At 50.9% G+C, this 18,068-nt stretch carries 16 protein-coding genes and 2 pseudogenes; 16 read left to right on the top strand and 2 right to left on the bottom strand.

The features are described 5' to 3' along the window. The first annotated feature begins 276 nt into the window (after window positions 1-276). From KIH39_RS23060 to KIH39_RS23000, 13 genes are all read left to right on the top strand, one after another. Window positions 277-894: a sigma-70 family RNA polymerase sigma factor gene (locus tag KIH39_RS23060; RefSeq protein WP_213495829.1), complete on the top strand. Its 618-nt coding sequence runs from the start codon at window positions 277-279 to the stop codon at window positions 892-894. A 71-nt stretch (window positions 895-965) separates the two neighbouring features. After that, entirely contained in the window at window positions 966-4,310 is a 3,345-nt protein-coding gene (locus KIH39_RS23055; protein ID WP_213495827.1) for a serine/threonine-protein kinase, read from the top strand. Between the two features lie 247 nt (window positions 4,311-4,557). Next, window positions 4,558-5,205: a cysteine hydrolase gene (locus KIH39_RS23050; protein WP_213495825.1), complete on the top strand. Its 648-nt coding sequence runs from the start codon at window positions 4,558-4,560 to the stop codon at window positions 5,203-5,205. A gap of 90 nt (window positions 5,206-5,295) precedes the next feature. Beyond that, the gene (locus KIH39_RS23045) at window positions 5,296-6,753 is read left to right on the top strand and encodes a dihydrolipoyl dehydrogenase family protein (protein ID WP_213495823.1); all 1,458 of its coding nucleotides are present in this window, start codon (window positions 5,296-5,298) and stop codon (window positions 6,751-6,753) included. Window positions 6,754-6,756: 3 nt separating this feature from the next. Continuing rightward, the gene (locus tag KIH39_RS23040) at window positions 6,757-7,578 is read left to right on the top strand and encodes an alpha/beta fold hydrolase (protein WP_213495821.1); all 822 of its coding nucleotides are present in this window, start codon (window positions 6,757-6,759) and stop codon (window positions 7,576-7,578) included. Between the two features lie 41 nt (window positions 7,579-7,619). Beyond that, complete coding sequence (locus KIH39_RS23035; RefSeq protein ID WP_246539395.1) at window positions 7,620-8,588, top strand: alpha/beta fold hydrolase; 969 nt, start codon at window positions 7,620-7,622, stop codon at window positions 8,586-8,588. A gap of 91 nt (window positions 8,589-8,679) precedes the next feature. Continuing rightward, window positions 8,680-9,630: a polysaccharide deacetylase family protein gene (locus KIH39_RS23030; protein WP_213500560.1), complete on the top strand. Its 951-nt coding sequence runs from the start codon at window positions 8,680-8,682 to the stop codon at window positions 9,628-9,630. A gap of 22 nt (window positions 9,631-9,652) precedes the next feature. Next, window positions 9,653-10,366 carry an SDR family oxidoreductase gene (locus KIH39_RS23025; RefSeq protein ID WP_390623720.1) on the top strand — a complete coding sequence of 238 codons (714 nt, stop codon included), beginning with the start codon at window positions 9,653-9,655 and terminating at the stop codon, window positions 10,364-10,366. Window positions 10,367-10,439: 73 nt separating this feature from the next. After that, window positions 10,440-11,180, top strand: coding sequence for an SDR family NAD(P)-dependent oxidoreductase (locus tag KIH39_RS23020; RefSeq protein WP_213500558.1), 741 nt, complete (start codon window positions 10,440-10,442; stop codon window positions 11,178-11,180). A 224-nt stretch (window positions 11,181-11,404) separates the two neighbouring features. Continuing rightward, window positions 11,405-12,001 (top strand): Dps family protein, encoded by a 597-nt coding sequence (locus KIH39_RS23015; RefSeq protein WP_390623719.1) that lies wholly within the window; start codon window positions 11,405-11,407, stop codon window positions 11,999-12,001. Window positions 12,002-12,005: 4 nt separating this feature from the next. Next, a complete protein-coding gene (locus tag KIH39_RS23010; RefSeq protein ID WP_213495815.1) occupies window positions 12,006-12,167 on the top strand; it encodes a hypothetical protein in 162 nt (53 codons plus the stop codon). Between the two features lie 38 nt (window positions 12,168-12,205). Continuing rightward, entirely contained in the window at window positions 12,206-12,832 is a 627-nt protein-coding gene (locus KIH39_RS23005; protein WP_213495813.1) for a pyridoxamine 5'-phosphate oxidase family protein, read from the top strand. Between the two features lie 197 nt (window positions 12,833-13,029). Beyond that, window positions 13,030-13,257, top strand: a complete 228-nt coding sequence (locus KIH39_RS23000; protein WP_213495811.1) for a transposase — start codon at window positions 13,030-13,032, stop codon at window positions 13,255-13,257. A gap of 4 nt (window positions 13,258-13,261) precedes the next feature. Here KIH39_RS23000 and KIH39_RS22995 read toward each other — a convergent pair. Next, window positions 13,262-14,346, bottom strand: a pseudogene (locus tag KIH39_RS22995) (IS630 family transposase). Between the two features lie 71 nt (window positions 14,347-14,417). On the opposite strand from KIH39_RS22995, the pseudogene KIH39_RS22990 reads away from it, so the two are divergent. The 3 genes and pseudogenes from KIH39_RS22990 to KIH39_RS22980 form a co-directional block, all read left to right on the top strand. Next, window positions 14,418-15,376: pseudogene (locus KIH39_RS22990) on the top strand (IS3 family transposase); the annotation flags it as partial. A 76-nt stretch (window positions 15,377-15,452) separates the two neighbouring features. Further along, window positions 15,453-16,688 (top strand): DUF1963 domain-containing protein, encoded by a 1,236-nt coding sequence (locus KIH39_RS22985; protein ID WP_213495809.1) that lies wholly within the window; start codon window positions 15,453-15,455, stop codon window positions 16,686-16,688. 152 nt (window positions 16,689-16,840) lie between these two features. Next, window positions 16,841-17,263 (top strand): hypothetical protein, encoded by a 423-nt coding sequence (locus KIH39_RS22980; RefSeq protein WP_213495807.1) that lies wholly within the window; start codon window positions 16,841-16,843, stop codon window positions 17,261-17,263. Between the two features lie 222 nt (window positions 17,264-17,485). Here the strand turns inward: KIH39_RS22980 and KIH39_RS22975 are convergent, their stop codons facing one another. Continuing rightward, on the bottom strand, window positions 17,486-18,064 hold the full coding sequence (locus KIH39_RS22975) for a hypothetical protein (RefSeq protein ID WP_213495805.1): 579 nt from the start codon (window positions 18,062-18,064) through the stop codon (window positions 17,486-17,488). Between the last annotated feature and the right edge of the window lie 4 nt (window positions 18,065-18,068).

Here is an 18,068-nt window from a genome sequence, read left to right as displayed (position 1 = left end):
AGGAACAATAGGACCTAGATTTGTGGTGGGTCGAGGATGAACTCTAATCCTATTTCTTTCTCCAAATACTGACACGAACCAAATCGTGAAGATTCGTGGAAACACAATTTATTTCAAACTGAATGGGTTCATTTGTCCAAAAAATAACCTACTTTTTGTTGACTTATTATGATCGAGTGGAGAATCTTCCAAGCTTTGAACTAAACCAAGCATGTTTTAGTTAATTCCATGGACTACAATCAGCTAAACTCCAGGAGTCCGATTGGAGACTATTTCATGGACCAGGAACGTACTACCGCTGCTGTCCAACGCTACCTCGACAAACTGGCCGGCGATGCACCCACAGAACCTGTTGTCCGCGAGCTATTAGATCGGGCAGTACGGCGTCTACATCAACTCTGCTCATCGCTGCTTTATCGAAGTTATCCCCGTTTAACTCGGCCACCGCTTAATCTCCAACCGGATGAATTGCTCAGCGCCGTGGTCGAGCGTCTGCTTAAAGCAATGCGGGAATCTCGCCCTTCAAACGTACGGCTGTTTTTCGCTTTAGCCGGTCAGCATATGCGTTGGGAACTGAATGATTTGGCTCGACGCTTAGATATTCAACCCGCTGCCGTGGAACTTCAGGATGCTAATTTACCTGCCCTGGCAAATAGCGATTCTGGTCTTTCCGCTGATTGCCGACAGATGCTCAAGGCGATCGAAAACCTGCCCGAGGATGAACGGGAAGCTTTCGATTTGGTGAAAATTCAGGGAATGAGTCAAGTGGAAGCCGCGGAGATCTTGGGCGTTTCGGCTATGACGGTAAATCGCCGGTTAAATCGCAGCTTGCATTTACTTACCGAGGCGCTGGGTGACCTTCGCCCGAAAAGCCATATTCAGGCTCAAACGTAGCTTCCTGAATTGGCGTGGTATCCGGTGGATGTCGGGGGTCATGAGCTCAATCGTCTACTGGGAGATTCTAAATGCTCGAAGACCAGCGAATAGAGCAAATGATGGATGCTCTGATAGATTCGCTGTCAACTCCAGAAGAGGTTTGCAGTGACTGCCCCGAACTTCTTCCAGAAGTTCGGGAACGCTGGCAGCGCTTACGCATTGTCCAAGCAGAAGTAAATGCCTTGTTTCCGCCTCCGTCTGATGAGTCCGCATCAAATCCTACGGCGCTTTCCAATTCCAAAACCCTACCACACATTCCTGGTTACGAGCTAGAGGCAATCCTGGGGCGAGGTGGCATGGGGATCGTTTTCAGGGCCAAGCACTTACGCCTCAACCGAGTCGTGGCTTTGAAGATGGCACTAGCGGGAGCTTACGCAGCTCCCAATGAGCGAGAGCGCTTCCAACGGGAAGCTGAGGCAGTGGCGGGGTTGCGCCATGCAAACATCGTTCAGGTTTACGACGTCGGCGATTCGGAAGGGCAGCCTTACTTCACAATGGAATTTATTGGGGGGGGCAGTCTCGCTCAGAGACTGGAGGGCACGCCTCAATCGGCGCGTGCTTCCGCAGTGCTTGTAGAAACCTTGGCCGAAGCGGTGCAGGCTGCTCATGAAAGTGGGATCGTCCATCGCGATCTCAAGCCGGCTAATGTTCTACTTACCGAGGATGGCACTCCCAAAATTGCCGATTTTGGTGTGGCGCGACGATTGGAGGGGGAAACCCGTCTGACTCTGAGCGGTATCGCCGTAGGGACACCTAGTTATATGGCCCCGGAGCAGGCCACTGGTAATGCCCTTGCAGTGGGCCCCGCGGCCGACACTTATGCTTTAGGGGCAATACTTTACGAACTCTTGACGGGTCTACCGCCTTTCAAAGCAGAGTCGGTGGCGGAAACGATCCAGAATGTAATCGCTCAAGATCCAATACCTCCTTCGCGGCTGAACTCGAAAATTCCTCGCGATCTGGAGACAATTTGCCTGAAGTGCTTGCAAAAGGAACCTCGGCTACGATACGAATCTGCAGGTGCTTTAGCGAAAGACCTTCACAGCTTCCATTTAGGCGAAGCAATCTCAGCGAGACCGGAGAGTCTGCTAGCGAAGATGGCAAGGAAGGTTCGAAGGCGGCCATTTTTGTTTGCAGCCTTAGGTTTGAGCATACTGTCGACATTTTTTTTGGTAGGCAGTGGACTTTGGATGCTCTCCGAAAGGGCGGCTACCTATCAAGCTGCAGAAGCCGACTTGAACGAGATGAATGAGCTACTGAAGAACTCATCCTGGACCGAGGCAAGAGCGGCTTTGGAGCGAGCGAAAGGCAGGTTGGGGGAACGTCCGCCTGTTCGGTTGATCCAACGGCTCGAACGTGGACGACTCAATCTCGAATTGGTTGATCGACTGGATGCTATTCGTCTCGAAGGATTTGTGATGAGGGAGGATTCGCTCGACTTTAAGCCATCGGACATTGCCTATGAAAATGCATTCCGACAAGCGGGTCTGGTGGTGCCTGGGGAAGTCGATACCGACGTCGCAGCTTCGCAAATTAGTTCTTCCCCAATAAAATCTTTATTGTTAGCCGCTCTCGATCAATGGGCCGCATGCCGAATCAAGAATGACAATCGCAAGGAATGGTTGATTGAAGTGATCCGGAAGGCCGATCCAGAGTTGACGAGTTGGCGAACTCGCGTGAACGATCCAGGAATATGGAAGGACGATGCGGCCCTCACGAAATTGATCGATACGGCTCCAAACACCTATCCCTCTTTACCGGTCTTGTTGTTATTAGAACAGCGAATGAGGGAAGCAGGTAAAGACCCCCTTCCTTTCTTGAAAAGTGTTCAGCAGGCTCACCCGGGTGACTTTTGGGCTAACACTAGGCTCGCACGGGCGTTATTCCAAAGCGATCCTCGTGAATCCGTACGATTCTACCAGGCGGCTCTCGGGATTCGACCCGGTGCGGTCGTGATACGCAACGAACTCGCTGGCGCCCTCGAACTCTCTGAACGTAAGGAAGAGGCCGTTGCACAGTTTCGTTTGGCCGTCGACAGCGTCCCAACGTTCGCCTCAGCCCAAACCAATCTGGCCACTATCCTATCACGGCTTGGCCGACATGATGAAGCTTTAGAACGAGTGCAACTGGCTTTTCAACAGGGTATCCAAACATCCGGACTTTACAGGGTGCTCGGATATAGTTTGATGGCAAAAGAGCGACAGGACGACGCCGAGTCAGCATTTCGCCGAGCCATTAAACTTAATCCGGGAGATATGTGGGCTCAAGATGGTTTGCGCAAAGCCCTTATCCACCAAGGAAAGTTCGAGGAGGCTTCCGCTCCTTGGAAAATGGCACTGAGCTCCCACCCGTCCGAACATAAATATTGGTACGGTTACGCGGAATTGTGCCTATTTCTCGGGCAAGAAAACGAATATTGCAGTGCCCGGCGTGAGCTCTTGGAAAAGTTCGGAAATGATTCTTTCTCGGTAACTGCCGAACGAACCGCGCGGGCTTGCTTGCTCCTACAGAGTACAGAAGCGGAGCGGAAACAAACTGTGGCTTTGATTGATAAGACCTTAAGAGAAGTGGATCGATCAAGATATCAACAGTTTTATGCGTCACTACTTTTCGTCAAGGGTTTGGCGGAATATCGAGAAGAGCGTTTTGAGCAGGCGATCAGCACAATGCGAGGCGACGCCTCTGGCGTATTAGGTCCCGCCCCCCGACTCGTCCTCGCCATGGCTTTGCATCAACGTGGACTACAAGCGGAAGCTAGAAAAACGCTCGCCGACGCTATCTCATCCCACGACTGGCGATCAAAAAACATACGTGACCAGGACGGCTGGATTTTTCATGTGCTCCGCCGAGAAGCGGAACATTTGATTCTGCCAAATTTAGCGGCGTTCTTGAATGGGAAATATGCACCGCGAGATAACGATGAAAGATTAGCACTGATTGGAGTTTGCGAGTTTCAGAATCGAACTCATGCCTTGACTAAACTCTACGACGATGCTTTTGCTGCTAACTGTGAACTATTCGAATCGTTCGATGAACGCCAACGTCTTTTTGCTATTCATGCTTCAGCGCTTGCAGGCATTGGCCGCGGCTCTGATACTTCCGTTCTTACAGAACCTGAGCGAATCAAATGCAGGAAGCTAGCGCGGCTTTGGCTGCAAGATTGGATGGATTCGTTGAGTAAATCAACAACGGGAACTCCTAAGAGTCGCGAAATTCTTCGACGGGTATATACGCAATGGAAAAAAGATCCCGATCTTTCGGGCATTCGCGAATTAGCAGAATTAGAAAAATTGCCTGAAGTCGAACGGAAGGAATTCGTGAAGATATGGGAGACGATCGACAAAGCACTTCGAGATGTCGAACGGTCGAAGTAGTTTTCTTATTTAGGCTCAGGAAAATGGCGTCATTTTCCCTCTCGGCAAATTACATTCAAGTTAAAAACACATTTGCTTCTTCAGGAATCCAATCAATCTGTTGTTAGCTTCTTACGCTTAGTAATGCAGACTGAAAGAATCAAAGTTTCTCCTTGATCGACATCAGTGAAAAATCACTAACTTGCGAATTCGTGGGTTCCAATGGTCGAACTGAGTAACTTCACCTTAAAAATTAAAGATGTATGTTATGAGATTTCAAAAAAAAGACACGGCTCTGGTCATCATCGACCCTCAGAACGATGTTTTGAACGAGAACGGGATTTCCTGGTCTCTGGTGGGGGAAAGCGTCAGAGAAAACAACACAATCGAAAATCTCTCAAGTCTCTTTCAAGCCGCGAAGGAGCGTGACATCGGTGTCTTTATCTCCCCTCACTTTCTGTTTCCCCACGACCAAGCCTGGCAGTTCGGCGGTGCAGTCGAAAAGATGATGCTGGAAACCAAAGAGTTCTACCGATCCGATCCATTAAGCCTGAATGGATTTAATGGCTCGGGTGCTGACTGGCTGGCAGGTTTTAAGCCGTTCATCGAAGACGGAAAAACTGTGGTAGTCAGTCCCCACAAAATTTGGGGACCCCAAACCAACGACTTGGTTCTCCAGCTTCGCAAGCGAAGTATCAACAAGATTATTCTCGCGGGAATGCTGTCAAATCTCTGCGTTGAAAGCCACCTGCGCGAATTGCTCGAACAAGGCTTCGAAGTCGTCGTCGTTAAAGATGCGACCGCTGGTCCCAGACATCCGGAGTTAGGTGATGGCTATCAAGCAGCAATGATCAATTTCAGATTTCTGGCTAACGCCGTCCTTTCGACAAACGAAGCTGTGAGCTCAATGAAATAATTTTTTGCTGACTGCCGTCTTTGGACGTCGTCCGAAGAGGCGTCGTTGAGTCGGATCTGAAAATTCATCGATTGAAAGGGAGAAATTCTAATGAAGATCGAGAGCTACAAAAATCTTGTGATCGGCAGCGGCGAGGCCGGAAAATACCTGGCCTGGACGCTGGCGAAGAGGGGGCAGAAAACCGCAGTTGTCGAGCGTTCCATGATCGGTGGTTCCTGCCCGAATGTGGCCTGTCTACCGAGCAAGAATGTCATCCATAGTGCCAAAGCGATTGCCCTGGTCAATCCCACCACGGGTCTGGGAGTCGTTTCCGGATCTTTCAAAGTCGATATGTCCGGTGTGCTTCATCGCAAGCGGAAAATGATCGAAGCCCTGACGGAGACCCATCTGGCCACTTTCAAGTCTACGGGCGCGGAACTCGTACTGGGGGAAGCGAGTTTTACAGAGCCGAAAACTGTCCAGGTGGCTTTGAATGCGGGAGGCACTCGTCACTTGCGGGGCGATCGTGTTTTTTTGTGCGTAGGTACTCGTGCCAGTATTCCAGATGTTCCCGGGCTCGCCCTGGCCGAGCCGATGACGCATGTCGAAGCGCTCGATCTGGAACGCCTGCCGGAGCATCTGGTTATTCTGGGCGGCGGCTACGTGGGACTCGAGTTTGCACAGGCGATGCGGCGCTTCGGCAGCCGGGTAACAATCCTTCAACGCGGTGATCGATTGCTCGAACGAGAAGATCCAGATGTATCGGATGCACTGAAAGAGCTGATGAAGTCCGAGGGTATCGATATTATGTTTCGCTCTGAATTGATGAGCGTGACAGGTAGGTCGGGCACCAAAGTGAAACTCAAAGTTCGATCAGAAACATCTGAGAAAATCGTCGAAGCCACCGATATTCTGATCGCGGCGGGGCGCAGTCCTAACACGGATCGATTGAATCTCTCTCAGGCGAATATCGAATTGGATTCCCGAGGGTTTGTCCAGGTTAATGAAAAACTACAAACTAGTGCCTCCGATGTTTGGGCCATGGGCGATTGCGCCGGAAGTCCACAGTTCACTCACGTCGGTTACGACGACTATAGGGTCGTGCTGAGTAACCTCACGGGTGGCAGCCGCACTACGAAGGGCCGGCTTATTCCTTATTGTTTGTTCACCGATCCGGAGTTGGCGCATGTCGGAATGACGGAATCCCAAGCGATGAAAAAAAATATCCCCTACCGGATTGTCCGGCTTTCCATGGCTGCCGTTCCCCGAATGCAAACGCTGTCCGAGACGCGCGGTTTCATGAAAGCCTTAATTGGCACGGAAGATCAAATTCTCGGTTTCACGGTTTTCGGCGCGGAAGCGAGTGAGATGATGGCCGTCATGCAGATGGCTATGCTTGCCAGCTTGCCTTACACCTTTATCATCGAGACGATCTTTACCCATCCCACCGCCGCCGAAGGTTTGATTTTCCTGTTCACCAAAGGCACTTGGCTTAACCCGCAATTCTCCAACATGCTCCCTGAAATCGAAAATACGGATCTATCTACATTGCAAGAAATAGGGAGCTAGGCGATGAGTGAGTTCAAAACGAAAGACGGCACGAAGATCTACTTCAAGGATTGGGGTTCGGGACAGGCCGTCGTTTTCAGCCATGGTTGGCCATTGAGTGCCGATGCCTGGGAGGATCAAATGTACTTTTTAGCCGAGCATGGCTATCGGGTAATTGCACACGATCGTCGCGGCCATGGCCGATCTAGTCAACCCTGGGACGGCAACGATATGGACACCTATGCGGACGATCTCGCGGAGTTGGTGAAAACTCTCGATCTCAGAAACGCCATCCACATCGGACACTCCACGGGTGGCGGTGAGGTGGCTCGCTATATCGGCCGGCATGGCACGCAGCGTGTTTCGAAGGCCGTGCTTATTGGGGCAATTCCCCCTTTGATGCTGAAAACGAAAGCGAATCCCGGGGGGTTGCCCATCGAAGTCTTCGATGGATTGCGAAAGAATTTTCTCGCGGACCGCTCCCAATTATTTAAAGATCTCAGTGGGCCTTTCTATGGGGCCAATCGAGCAGGAGCCAAAGTGTCGCAGGGGGTTCGCGACTTCTTCTGGTTACAGGGCATGCAAGCGGGTTTCAAGAATGCCTTCGACTGCATTCAAGTCTTTTCCGAGACCGATTTGACCGAGGATCTCAAGAAATTCGACATTCCGACACTGATTATTCACGGCGATGACGATCAGATAGTACCTATCGCCGCTTCAGCGCTGCTGTCCTCCAAAATCGTCAAAGGTTCCACTCTGAAAATTTACCCCGGTGCGCCGCACGGTCTCACCAGTACTCACAAAGACCAGGTTAACGCCGACGTGCTCGCCTTCTTACGAGGTTAAGCCAACACTCAGTCACAATATTCTTCTTTTGAGGTACATCAATGAAACGTTTAATGAAATCGTCGCGAATTTTATTCCTAATCGCGGCTAGCGCCTGGGTAGTCTTTACAAACAACCCGGTTTCCGCTCAACAAACTACTCAAGTACACTACAAAACTCTCAAGGTTGGAGATCTGGACATCTTCTACCGGGAGGCTGGTTCCAAGGAAGCTCCTACGCTACTCCTGCTTCATGGTTTTCCCACCAGTTCGCAGATGTTCCGCAATTTGATACCTGCACTGGCTGACAAATATCACGTCGTCGCGCCGGACTATCCCGGCTATGGCCACAGTTCCATGCCGTCGCGCGACAAGTTTAGTTACACGTTCGACAACTTGGCAAAAGTGATCGACGAGTTCACCGAAAAGATGGGACTACGTAAGTATGCCATTTACGTGCAGGACTACGGCGCGCCCGTCGGTTACCGCCTGGCAGTCAAACATCCGGATCGAATCACTGCGATCGTAGTCCAGAACGGCAACGCATATGACGAAGGGCTCGATAATGATTTCTGGAAGCCGATAAAAGCGTACTGGAAAGATCCGAAGAGCAAGGAAAAGCGGGACGCACTTCGCTTCGTGACCAAATATGACGCCACCAAGTGGCAGTATACCCACGGTGTGAAGAACCCTGACCTCGTCAGCCCGGATGGTCCCGACCACGATCAGTTTCTCATGGACCGCCCGGGAAACGATGAGATCCAACTCGACTTATTACTCGATTATGGCAGCAACCCGCCACTCTACCCCTCCTGGCAGGAGTATTTCCGCAAGTACCAACCGCCGATGTTGATCGCCTGGGGAAAAAATGACCAGATTTTTCCGTCAGCCGGTGCCGAGCCTTACAAACGCGACTTGAAGACACTGCATTACCACCTTCTCGATGCCGGGCACTTCGCCCTGGAAACTAACGGCGAAGAAATCGCGGGGCTGATGAAGGAGTTCCTCGGCAAGCATGTAACCAAGAAGTAACAACTGGTGTAATCGTTCGAGGCGTACCGTCGCGATTAAGTTCGATCCGCTGATGCATTGCGGTGCTAATTCTAACAATGGGTGATCCTCTATGAACCGTCGTAAATTCTTAAAAACAAGCGCCACTTCCGCACTCGTTGCAGGTGTGGCCGCTCCTGAGACTCTGCCCGGACAAGCATTTAGGACAGAAGAACAGGTCGCAGGAAAATTCTGGCCCGATAACGCTCGCCTAGTGATTTCCGTCTCGATGCAGATGGAAAGCGGCGCGCAGCCCGCAAGTGGTGCCGAAAGTCCCATGCCTAAGATCGACCCGAAATATTTGGATCTGCCGGTTACCAAGTGGTACGAATACGGTTTCAAAGAAGGACTTCCCCGGCTGCTGGATATGTTCGAACGTCGAAAAGTGAAAGTCACTTCTCACATGGTGGGGGCGGCGGTCGACCTTCATCCCCAGCTAGCCAAAGAGATTGTGCAACGTGGTCACGAAGCCTCAGGGCACGGGCAAACCTGGACGCCGCAATATTCTATGACTCCCGATCAGGAACGCGAGTCATATAAGCAGAGCATTACAAGCATTGAACGAGCTACGGGAACCAGACCTGTCGGGTTCAATGCATTCTGGCTCCGGGGAACACCGCATACTCTCGAACTCCTTCAGGAACTTGGATTCCTCTATTACATCGACGATGTAAGTCGGGATGAGCCGTTTCTAATTGATGTGAAGGGTAAGCCCTTCGCGGTTATACCCTACACATTGCACATGAACGACATCGTGAACTTCGAAGGCCGCTATTTCAGCACGCTGGACTTTGCCGGCGATCTAAAGAGAGAGTTCGATATGCTCTACTCCGAATCGGCGAAACGACGTCGAATGATGTCGGTTAGCGCACACGACCGCATAGCGGGCCGTCCATCGCGCACCCATGTTCTGGAAGAATTTATCGAATATGCCCAAAGACATCCCGGGGTCGTTTTCATGCGAAAAGACGAGATCGCCCGATTCGCACTCCAAAGTCCGCTCACCATTCGCGAAGGTATCTAGACAAGCCAGGAGAGCCACAATGATGAAATCTCTAAATGGGCAGCGCGTTCTAATAATCGGCGGTAGTTCGGGAATTGGGTTGGCGACAGCTGAGGCAGCCGTAAAGGCGGGAGCTTCCGTTACCATCGCCTCTCGCAACCAAGACAAGCTCGATGCTGCGGCCGCAAAACTAGATAATGCTCCCCAAACGGTTATCCTCGACACGGGTGACAACAATTTCCTCGAAAGTTACTTTCAACGAGAACAACCCTGGGATCACATATTGATCTCTGCTGCTCAAACGAAGAGCGGTCCGATAGGTAGCTTGAGTCTTGCCGATGCTGAAGCTTCCGTCGCGAGCAAGTTCTGGGGAGCTTATCGCGTCGCTCGGGTTGCCCGCTTCTGCGACCGCGGCTCGTTGACTTTCATCTCCGGATTCCTGAGTGAGCGGCCCTCAGCAACATCCGTACTACAAGGAGCCATCAACGCGGCTTTAGAATCTCTCGCTCGCGGTCTGGCTTTGGAATTTGCTCCCATTCGTGTTAATTCCGTTTCCCCGGGATTAATCGAGTCGCCGCTCTGGGACGACCTATCTCCGGAGAAGCGTAAAACCCTCTTTGAGACTACGGCCTCTAAGCTGCCGGTCCGCAAAATCGGCCGACCAGAAGACATCGCAAATGCTGTTCTGTTTCTGATGACGACATCCTTTGCGACGGGATCGACCGTCCGTGTGGATGGGGGCGGTGTGATTGCCTAACAGGGATTGGATTGGGGAGTATCGCATCGAAAAACGAGAATTCCTCGTCAAGGACAACCTGAAAGAAAGCTTTATGAGCAATCGCTTTGAAAGAAAATTCATGCTCGTCGCCGGTGGTAACAGCGGCATCGGCCTTACCATGGCGAGACTTTTGGCTTCGGAAGGGGCTTCCGTATTCATCACCGGCGGCCGTCAGGCTGAACTCGACGAGGCTATCAAAGAGATCGGCACGAACGTAATTGGAATCCAAGGTGACGTTACGAAACCTGCCGATCTGGACCGGTTGTTCGCGCAAATCCAAGAAACGTCGGGCAGACTGGACGTCGTCGTCGCCAACGCAGGTTCTGGAAAATTTGTGCCTTTTGGTTCCTACACTGAAGAACACCTCGATGCCACCTTTGCCGTCAATATTAAAGGAACAGTCTTCACTGTCCAGAAGGCCTTACCCTTGCTGCCGAATGGGGCTTCGGTGGTAATCATCGGATCCATCGCGGGCGTAAAGGGGATGCCTGCCTTCGGTGTGTATGCGGCGACAAAAGCGGCTCTGCGGTCTTTCGTCCGCACGTGGTCCGTTGACTTAAAAGCAAAAGGCATTCGATTTAACATCGTCAGCCCAGGTTACATACCGACTCCTGGCTACGACCTGGCAGGCATTACGCTTGAGTCGTTAGAGCCGGTCATTCCCCAAATTCCACTCGGCCGGGTCGGCACTACTCATGAGATCGCGAGTGCCGTAGCTTTTCTCGCCTCTTCCGAGAGTAGTTATGTTCAGGCATCTGAACTCGTCGTCGATGGCGGTTTGACCGAGGTATGAATTGCAAACATTTTCAGAAATGTTTCCGCTGAGAATGTTGATTTGCGCTGGCATTGTAATGAGTCAAAAAGGCTGATCAAGAGGTCTGGAAGTGGATGAGCGAGCAGGTAAAAGTGGCGATCGGAAAGTATTGATTCCCAGGCTGATTTACCCAGGATCTATACGGGAAAATTTTAAATAGATCGATTGTAATTTCTGAACTCAAGTAGGAGAGCGTTATGACGATGACCACTATGGCAAAGACCGTTCGAACGGGCATGCCTCCAAATGCACAGCATTCTCATGAAATTCAGGCTTTCGGTTCGGTGATACCAATACCGATCGCCCTGGCGGAAAGTTCTCGTAAAGAGGGTGTGACCAACCTGAACCAGTTACTGGCAGATACGATCACTCTCCGCGACTTATACAAGAAGCATCACTGGCAGGCGTCGGGTGCCACTTTTTATCAACTCCATTTGCTCTTCGACAAGCATGCGGAAGAGCAGAATGAACTGATCGACGAAATTGCCGAGCGGATCATGAAGCTCGGGGGAATTAGCCTCGCGATGGGCGCCGATGTGGCCGAGATCACCTTTATTCCGCGCCCACCAAAGGGACGCGAGGAGGCCATCGCTCAAATTTCGCGGCTACTTCATGCCCACGAAATCTTGCTCAAGGAAGCACGTGCGATGGCTAAGCGCGCAACCGAAGCCGGCGATGACGGAACAAATGATTTGATTGTAAGTGACGTGATACGCACGAATGAGAGCCAGGTTTGGTTCCTCGCCGGACATTTGTCCGATACGGATTTCACTTACAGTGATGGGAGTTCAACTAAGTGATTCAATGAATATCATCGATGATCTCCCCCAGCCAGATTCCCAGGATCAGGTCCAGTTAGCATCGGATGAGTCATTTCCTGCCAGTGATCCACCGGCCCGGAGCGTGGTTACGGGTATCGGTGAACCGATCCGAAAGTCCGGGATACCCGATGCCGATTTGGATTAGGAAATCAGAGGTATATTCCAGAAAGAATGGGTTGGCTCATGCGAAAATTTCCCAGCGACATCGCTTTCACTCCGGCAGTCAAGGCGATCCAGGAGCAGAAAGGATCCCGGCGTAGCTATGCTCGGATGGAGCGGGAAGGAGGCTGGCAAACGACGGTTACTCCTGAACTCGCGGAATTCCTGGCGGACTTGGATATGTTCTACCTCGCAACCGCGAACTCCGAAGGGCAGCCTTACATTCAGTACCGGGGTGGACCGCCGGGATTTCTGAAGGTGATAAACGAAAAGACACTCGGTTTCGCCGATTTTGGCGGCAACCGCCAGTACATCACTCTTGGCGACCTTACGGAGAATCCGAAAGCATTTATTTTCCTTATGGACTATACGAACAGCCAAAGAGTGAAACTGTGGGGAACCGCGCGAGTAATCGAGGATGATCCAAACCTTCTGGAGAAGCTTCGTGATCGCGATTATCCTGGAAGAGTAGAACGAGTAATCTTATTTACTCTCGAAGCGTGGGATATCAACTGCCAGCAGCATATCCATAAGCGGTATTCGGAACGACAATTGGTACCGCTCCTCGAACCCTTACGTAGTCGCATCCGTGAACTCGAAGCCGAGTTGGCGGAGATGCAAAATCGTCCGAGTGGAAAGATTGAGAATTGAGAGAATTGTCGCAGCCTATGTTAATGAACTTCGAAGATGCGAGCATCCCTCTCGAGGAAAATTATTCAAGAATCATCTGTAACGCAACTAGCAGCAACTTGTAAGGAGTGTGTGCAACTATAAGTTATGGCACTTTGGACTTCCCCACTAAAAACGGACACCGAGTTAAGCTGATAAGCTAACTTGGGAGGTGTCGGATGGAGAAGTTGAAGGTCAAGCGTCGTCGTAAGCGGTATTCTGCCGAGTACAAGAAAGCCGCCGTAGAGTTGGTGACTGTAACAGGTCAGTCTGCCGCAGAGGCGGCCAGGTCGCTGGGTGTTACCTCGCAGACGATAAAGAGGTGGATCGACGAACTCACCAAGCTCGGCGAGAAGGCCTTTCCCGGCAACGGCGTTCGGGGTGTGCTGGATAATGAACTAGTGTAGTGTCTCACACAGAATGTGTTTTATCCAAGGTAGCCCTCGCCCGGCGGACTTTCTCCAGAATAGCCTCGGCTTTGGCGGTCCACTGGAATCCCTTTCCTGTGTTGTTGTGATGATCGATGTAGCCTTCAATCGCCTGGATTAATTGCGGCACGCTTCGAAATGTCCCTCGACGCAGTCGTTTGTCCGTCAAGTCGCGAAACCAACGCTCCACCAGATTCATCCAGGAACTACTCGTGGGGATGAAATGCATGTGGAATCGAGGATGCCGGGCTAGCCAACGCTTAACTTTGGGATGCTTATGCGTAGCGTAGTTATCCACGATCAAATGCAAATCCAAGGACGGATCGGTGGCCGTCTCGATCCGTTTGAGAAACTTGATCCATTCCTGGTGTCGATGTCGCGGCATGCACTCGCCAATCACAATTCCCTCGGCCACGTTCAAAGCCGCGAACAGAGTGGTGGTGCCATGACGCATGTAATCGTGAGTCAGAGTGCCGCAACGGCCGGGTACCATGGGCAAGCTTTTTGCGTGCGATCAAGGGCTTGTATCTGACTCTTCTCATCGCAACTGAGCACCAGGGCGTGCTCGGGAGGGTTCAAGTACAAGCCCACTACATCCCACAGTTTCTCGGCGAATTGAGGATCATTCGATACCTTGAAGGTCTTATGCAAATGAGGCTTCAGACCGTGGGACGACCAGACCCGCTGCACGGTGGCTTTGCTCACTCCTACCTCTTGGGCCATCGTTCGTGTGCTCCAATGAGTCGCACCGGATGGTTTCTCCTGAGTGGTCTTGCGGAGAATTTCTTCGACGACTTTCCGGCTGATCGCTGGCGTTCGACCCGGCCGCGAAGCGTCCCGTTCGATACCCGCCAAACGCAGCTTCGCAAATCGGGTCCGCCAGCGCGCCACCGTGGGCTTCGACGTGCCGCATTCCTCAGCAATGTCCTTGTTCCGTACACCCGCGGCCGCTGCGAGTATGATCTTCGCCCGCAGGACCAGCCGAGCGGGAGTACTTCGTCCCCGAGACCAAGAAGTCAAAGTTTGTCGTTCCTCGTCAGAAAGTAAGATTGGCAGCGCGACTTTCATGGGTTTTCTCCTCCTCTATAGAGTAAACCGCAAAAAGGAGCTAAAAGTAACGCTATTTCTGGGACACTACACTAGCTCGTCTCCGGGTTGAGAACGATCGATTGCGTATGGAGCGGGACATTCTAAAAAAAGCGGTCAGCTTCTTTGCGCAGGATTCGGTCTGAAGTATGAGTTCATCGAAGCTCATGCGAGTACTTGGCCAGTGAAGCGGATGTGCTCGGTGCTGGGGGTTTCAACTTCGGGCTACTATCAGTTTCGAAAGCGTCTGAGGCTGAATGGGCGATGCGAAGCGAGTCCCCGGCTGTTGACGGAGATTCGGACGATTCATGCCGAGATGAAAGAGCGTTATGGCAGCCCTCGGATGCATGCGGAATTGCAGGCCCGAGGCTATAAGTGCTGTCGAAATACGGTGGCTAAGGTGATGAAAACAGCGGGAATTCGAGCTTCGATGCCTCGTCGGTTCGTTCGAACGACCGATAGCAATCATTCGCTGCCGGTGGCCGGGAACGAATTGAATCGACGGTTCGATTCGGCGGATGCACCGGATCGTTTGTGGACGGCCGACATCACTTACATACCGACGAAAGAGGGCTGGCTTTACCTGGCCGTGGTCGAGGATCTTTACTCGCGTCGGATCGTCGGTAGGTCGATGGATCGGACGATGGAAAGCCGGTTGGTGGTCGATGCCTTAGCCATGGCCGTCGAGACGAGATATCCGGCGGAAGGTTTGCTGGCTCACTCGGACCGAGGTAGTCAGTATGCCAGCGAGCACTACCAAAGATTGCTGGAGAAGAAGGGCATCCGCTGCAGCATGAGTTGTAGAGCCGACTGTTGGGACAACGCTCCGATGGAGAGCTTCTTTGCCAGTTTAAAGAAAGAACTGTGTCACCGGATGGAGTACAAGACCCGGGAGGAAGCAAAAAGAAGCATCTTCGAATACATCGAAGTGTTCTACAATCGGATTAGAAGACATTCGAGTCTGGGATACGTTTCCCCAGACCAATATGAGAGGGCAGTAAAAGTAGCTTAACTCCGTGTCCACGCAAAATGGGGAGGTTCAATCTACGGTTTACTGCACTTCTTGTTTCAACACAGGAATTTCATTCATGCCTACCTTTAAGCAGACAATCCGAAAGCTGGCAGAGTACGCGATAGCAAAAAAAGGAGCACGTCAAAGCCCCAGCCAAAGCAACTTCGATGTCCATGAATTTCCTTCGGTCCAACTACCAGGTGGCTTGTGGGGAATGTTCTTTGAAATAGCAGATGAGCCATACGTCCGGATGCCCGTCTTGGCAGATCGATTTAAAGAGCATCGAAAAGTATACCCGGCGTTGAAAAAATCAGCTTGGGAAGAGCGCGACGGGCATATTTACATGGAAGTTTCCTTGCATGCTGATTTGCCAGTTGAATTCATTAAATCATTAATCGACGAGGCTTATTCGATTGTGTGGAATAAACTGGATAAGGGTGCTCGGCTGAAGATCGAACTTGCTGGTCAGCCTTATGACGAGACGAAGCTACTCGATAGGATGATCGAAATCCACGATCTCAAGCAATTTCGAAAAGAGATCCGCAAGGTATCACGTCCCGCTATTCTTCTTAGGACAACAAAATCGACTGAGGCGAAGATCCCTATTGCGGCAAGCAAAATTGGGGGTCAACCCGATTTGCCTGCAAATGTCGAATGGCCGGTCTACACAAACGGCAAGCCGCTTGCGTTTTTGGCTCAAATTAATCTCTCGGAGATAACCAAGCTCGGAACGCCGATCAAAGGATTACCCATAGATGGTCTACTCTCAATATTCTCCGTGTGGGGTTGGCTAGAGGAAGGAGAATTCGATCCAAAAACACCTACGGAAGTTGGAGCAGAACAAATTGGGTGGACAGTCATCCTGCACACGCCAAAAAAGGTAAAATTAGAACGCCGGAAGACACCAAAAACAGTTAATTTCTTCAAATCAGCAGCCGTATTACCCACTCCGGTTTTGTCTCTACCCAATCACCGAGTCGAACCGCCTTTGGCGGCACTGGGATGGACGGAAGAGCTTTACGACCGATTCGATGTTATGCAATCAGATTTTCGTTCACTTCAAATGGGCTATTGGTTGAAAAACAGTGATATATTTGCAAGCCATCATCAGCTGGGTGGCTACGCGCTCTTCCAACAGGATTTCCCTCAGGAAGTCTTGGAAAAAGGACTAGCAATGTTGGTGCAAATCGGCACTGACAACTACTCAAAAATGGTTTGGGGGGACGGAGGCGAATTGACTTTTTATGCCGATGCCAAAGCTTTGGCGAAAGGGCGTTTCGAGCGTGTATGGGGAGAATGTCAGGGAGGCTGACTTCTCGAAGTCTGTTATCGCCCTTCGAATAACTTCAATTGGATATACCGGTCGCATCGAAAATGGCAGTCACCAAAACTCCATCCGGCGTGTCGGAACTGAGCGGGTAACATCACCTGAAGCGAAATATAATAGGGTTTCGAGGAGATTTTATGAGTAATGAAATGTCTCGACGAAGCTCTCTGATGGCAGCCGGAGTAGCGTTCGTGAAGTCGAACGGGCCCCTTATGGCATGCATTTTGATTGTGGCGCCCCTGTTGGCGACAGGATGGGTTGCACTGTTTTATTGCTTTTGCTTTCGCATTTGGTGGATCATTGGCCGTTCGCCAGTCGCTAAAGGGGATCGGTTTATTGCTCACTTGTCGAACGGGATGCACGACCATATTCTCGCGATCGGTCTGATCTTTATCATTCCTCTTGCATTTTTAATTTGGTCAATCGCTTGCGCTATTGCCCTCGCGGCAAAGACCATAAGCTTTCGACAGGCAGGCCTAATCTCCCTAGGATGGTTGCCAATATTGTTCGTCGTCTTCATCGATCCAAATGGATGGTTTTGGAATGTCTTCTTTGATTGAAGCAATAAAAGACCGCGCCAATACCGTTGTTTAACAAGGTTCGTGGTCCAAACTAACGCGGCGTGTCGGACCTGCGTAGAAAAAGATAGCAACCTGTCATGAGGATTATGGAGATGTGGCGGAATGCAACTATTGGGAATAGTTAGCTCCTTCTTTCAAAGCAAATCTAGAATTTCGATTATGGTCATTGCACATTAAGAGTTCCTATTATCAGAATAGCTTTCACGTCATCGGAATCATTGCCTTTAGTTCCTCACATATCGCTTGGGCGAGTGCCGAATCAGTGTAAACTTTCAAATTCAATTTGCAAGACGTACCGTCGCGATCGTGCCAAGTCAGGTTAATTATGTATCGAAAGATGTTTTCGTCGTCACTCCTGTCCGACTTGATTATGCTTTCGTCGAGTACGTCAATGCTTCGGCACCAAGAAAGAGGAATCGTTTCGTATGAGCTATATTTATTAAGAACGCACAGAGTTTTTCGTTCTAAGTCGACTACCAGACGCGATGGAGAAAGGTACAAACTAACTAGAATCGCTACTGGGGGACCGATTATCCAGCAACACAACACGAAGGATTTATTGTCGGCCAACTGCAAAAAGCCGCTGCCGAAAATCGAAGTCAACAAGGCTTCCAATGCAAGGATCAAAAAGACTCGATTGACGAACGATAACCAAAGAGGGACATTGGTGAAGTAGATGGAATACTTTTCACCGGAACCGATAACCTTCAATCCTTCCAATGAAGGCTCATCCTTTCCAAAGATACCTGCATAAACGCAGATAAATACACCCAAACCCATTAGA

Origin of the sequence: Telmatocola sphagniphila, assembly GCF_018398935.1 — a bacterium.
GTDB lineage: Bacteria > Planctomycetota > Planctomycetia > Gemmatales > Gemmataceae > Telmatocola > Telmatocola sphagniphila.
Note: the sequence above shows the minus strand (reverse complement) of the source record. Positions and strands in the feature narration are given on the sequence as shown.

What these genes read in the sequence shown, in the direction of transcription:
- KIH39_RS23060 (WP_213495829.1), top strand. Translation starts at nt 277, where the DNA reads ATGGACCAGGAACGTACTACCGCTGCTGTCCAACGCTACCTCGACAAA.
- KIH39_RS23055 (WP_213495827.1), top strand. Translation starts at nt 966, where the DNA reads ATGCTCGAAGACCAGCGAATAGAGCAAATGATGGATGCTCTGATAGAT.
- KIH39_RS23050 (WP_213495825.1), top strand. Translation starts at nt 4,558, where the DNA reads ATGAGATTTCAAAAAAAAGACACGGCTCTGGTCATCATCGACCCTCAG.
- KIH39_RS23045 (WP_213495823.1), top strand. Translation starts at nt 5,296, where the DNA reads ATGAAGATCGAGAGCTACAAAAATCTTGTGATCGGCAGCGGCGAGGCC.
- KIH39_RS23040 (WP_213495821.1), top strand. Translation starts at nt 6,757, where the DNA reads ATGAGTGAGTTCAAAACGAAAGACGGCACGAAGATCTACTTCAAGGAT.
- KIH39_RS23035 (WP_246539395.1), top strand. Translation starts at nt 7,620, where the DNA reads ATGAAACGTTTAATGAAATCGTCGCGAATTTTATTCCTAATCGCGGCT.
- KIH39_RS23030 (WP_213500560.1), top strand. Translation starts at nt 8,680, where the DNA reads ATGAACCGTCGTAAATTCTTAAAAACAAGCGCCACTTCCGCACTCGTT.
- KIH39_RS23025 (WP_390623720.1), top strand. Translation starts at nt 9,653, where the DNA reads ATGAAATCTCTAAATGGGCAGCGCGTTCTAATAATCGGCGGTAGTTCG.
- KIH39_RS23020 (WP_213500558.1), top strand. Translation starts at nt 10,440, where the DNA reads ATGAGCAATCGCTTTGAAAGAAAATTCATGCTCGTCGCCGGTGGTAAC.
- KIH39_RS23015 (WP_390623719.1), top strand. Translation starts at nt 11,405, where the DNA reads ATGACCACTATGGCAAAGACCGTTCGAACGGGCATGCCTCCAAATGCA.
- KIH39_RS23010 (WP_213495815.1), top strand. Translation starts at nt 12,006, where the DNA reads ATGAATATCATCGATGATCTCCCCCAGCCAGATTCCCAGGATCAGGTC.
- KIH39_RS23005 (WP_213495813.1), top strand. Translation starts at nt 12,206, where the DNA reads ATGCGAAAATTTCCCAGCGACATCGCTTTCACTCCGGCAGTCAAGGCG.
- KIH39_RS23000 (WP_213495811.1), top strand. Translation starts at nt 13,030, where the DNA reads ATGGAGAAGTTGAAGGTCAAGCGTCGTCGTAAGCGGTATTCTGCCGAG.
- KIH39_RS22985 (WP_213495809.1), top strand. Translation starts at nt 15,453, where the DNA reads ATGCCTACCTTTAAGCAGACAATCCGAAAGCTGGCAGAGTACGCGATA.
- KIH39_RS22980 (WP_213495807.1), top strand. Translation starts at nt 16,841, where the DNA reads ATGAGTAATGAAATGTCTCGACGAAGCTCTCTGATGGCAGCCGGAGTA.
- KIH39_RS22975 (WP_213495805.1), bottom strand. Translation starts at nt 18,064, where the DNA reads ATGGGTTTGGGTGTATTTATCTGCGTTTATGCAGGTATCTTTGGAAAG.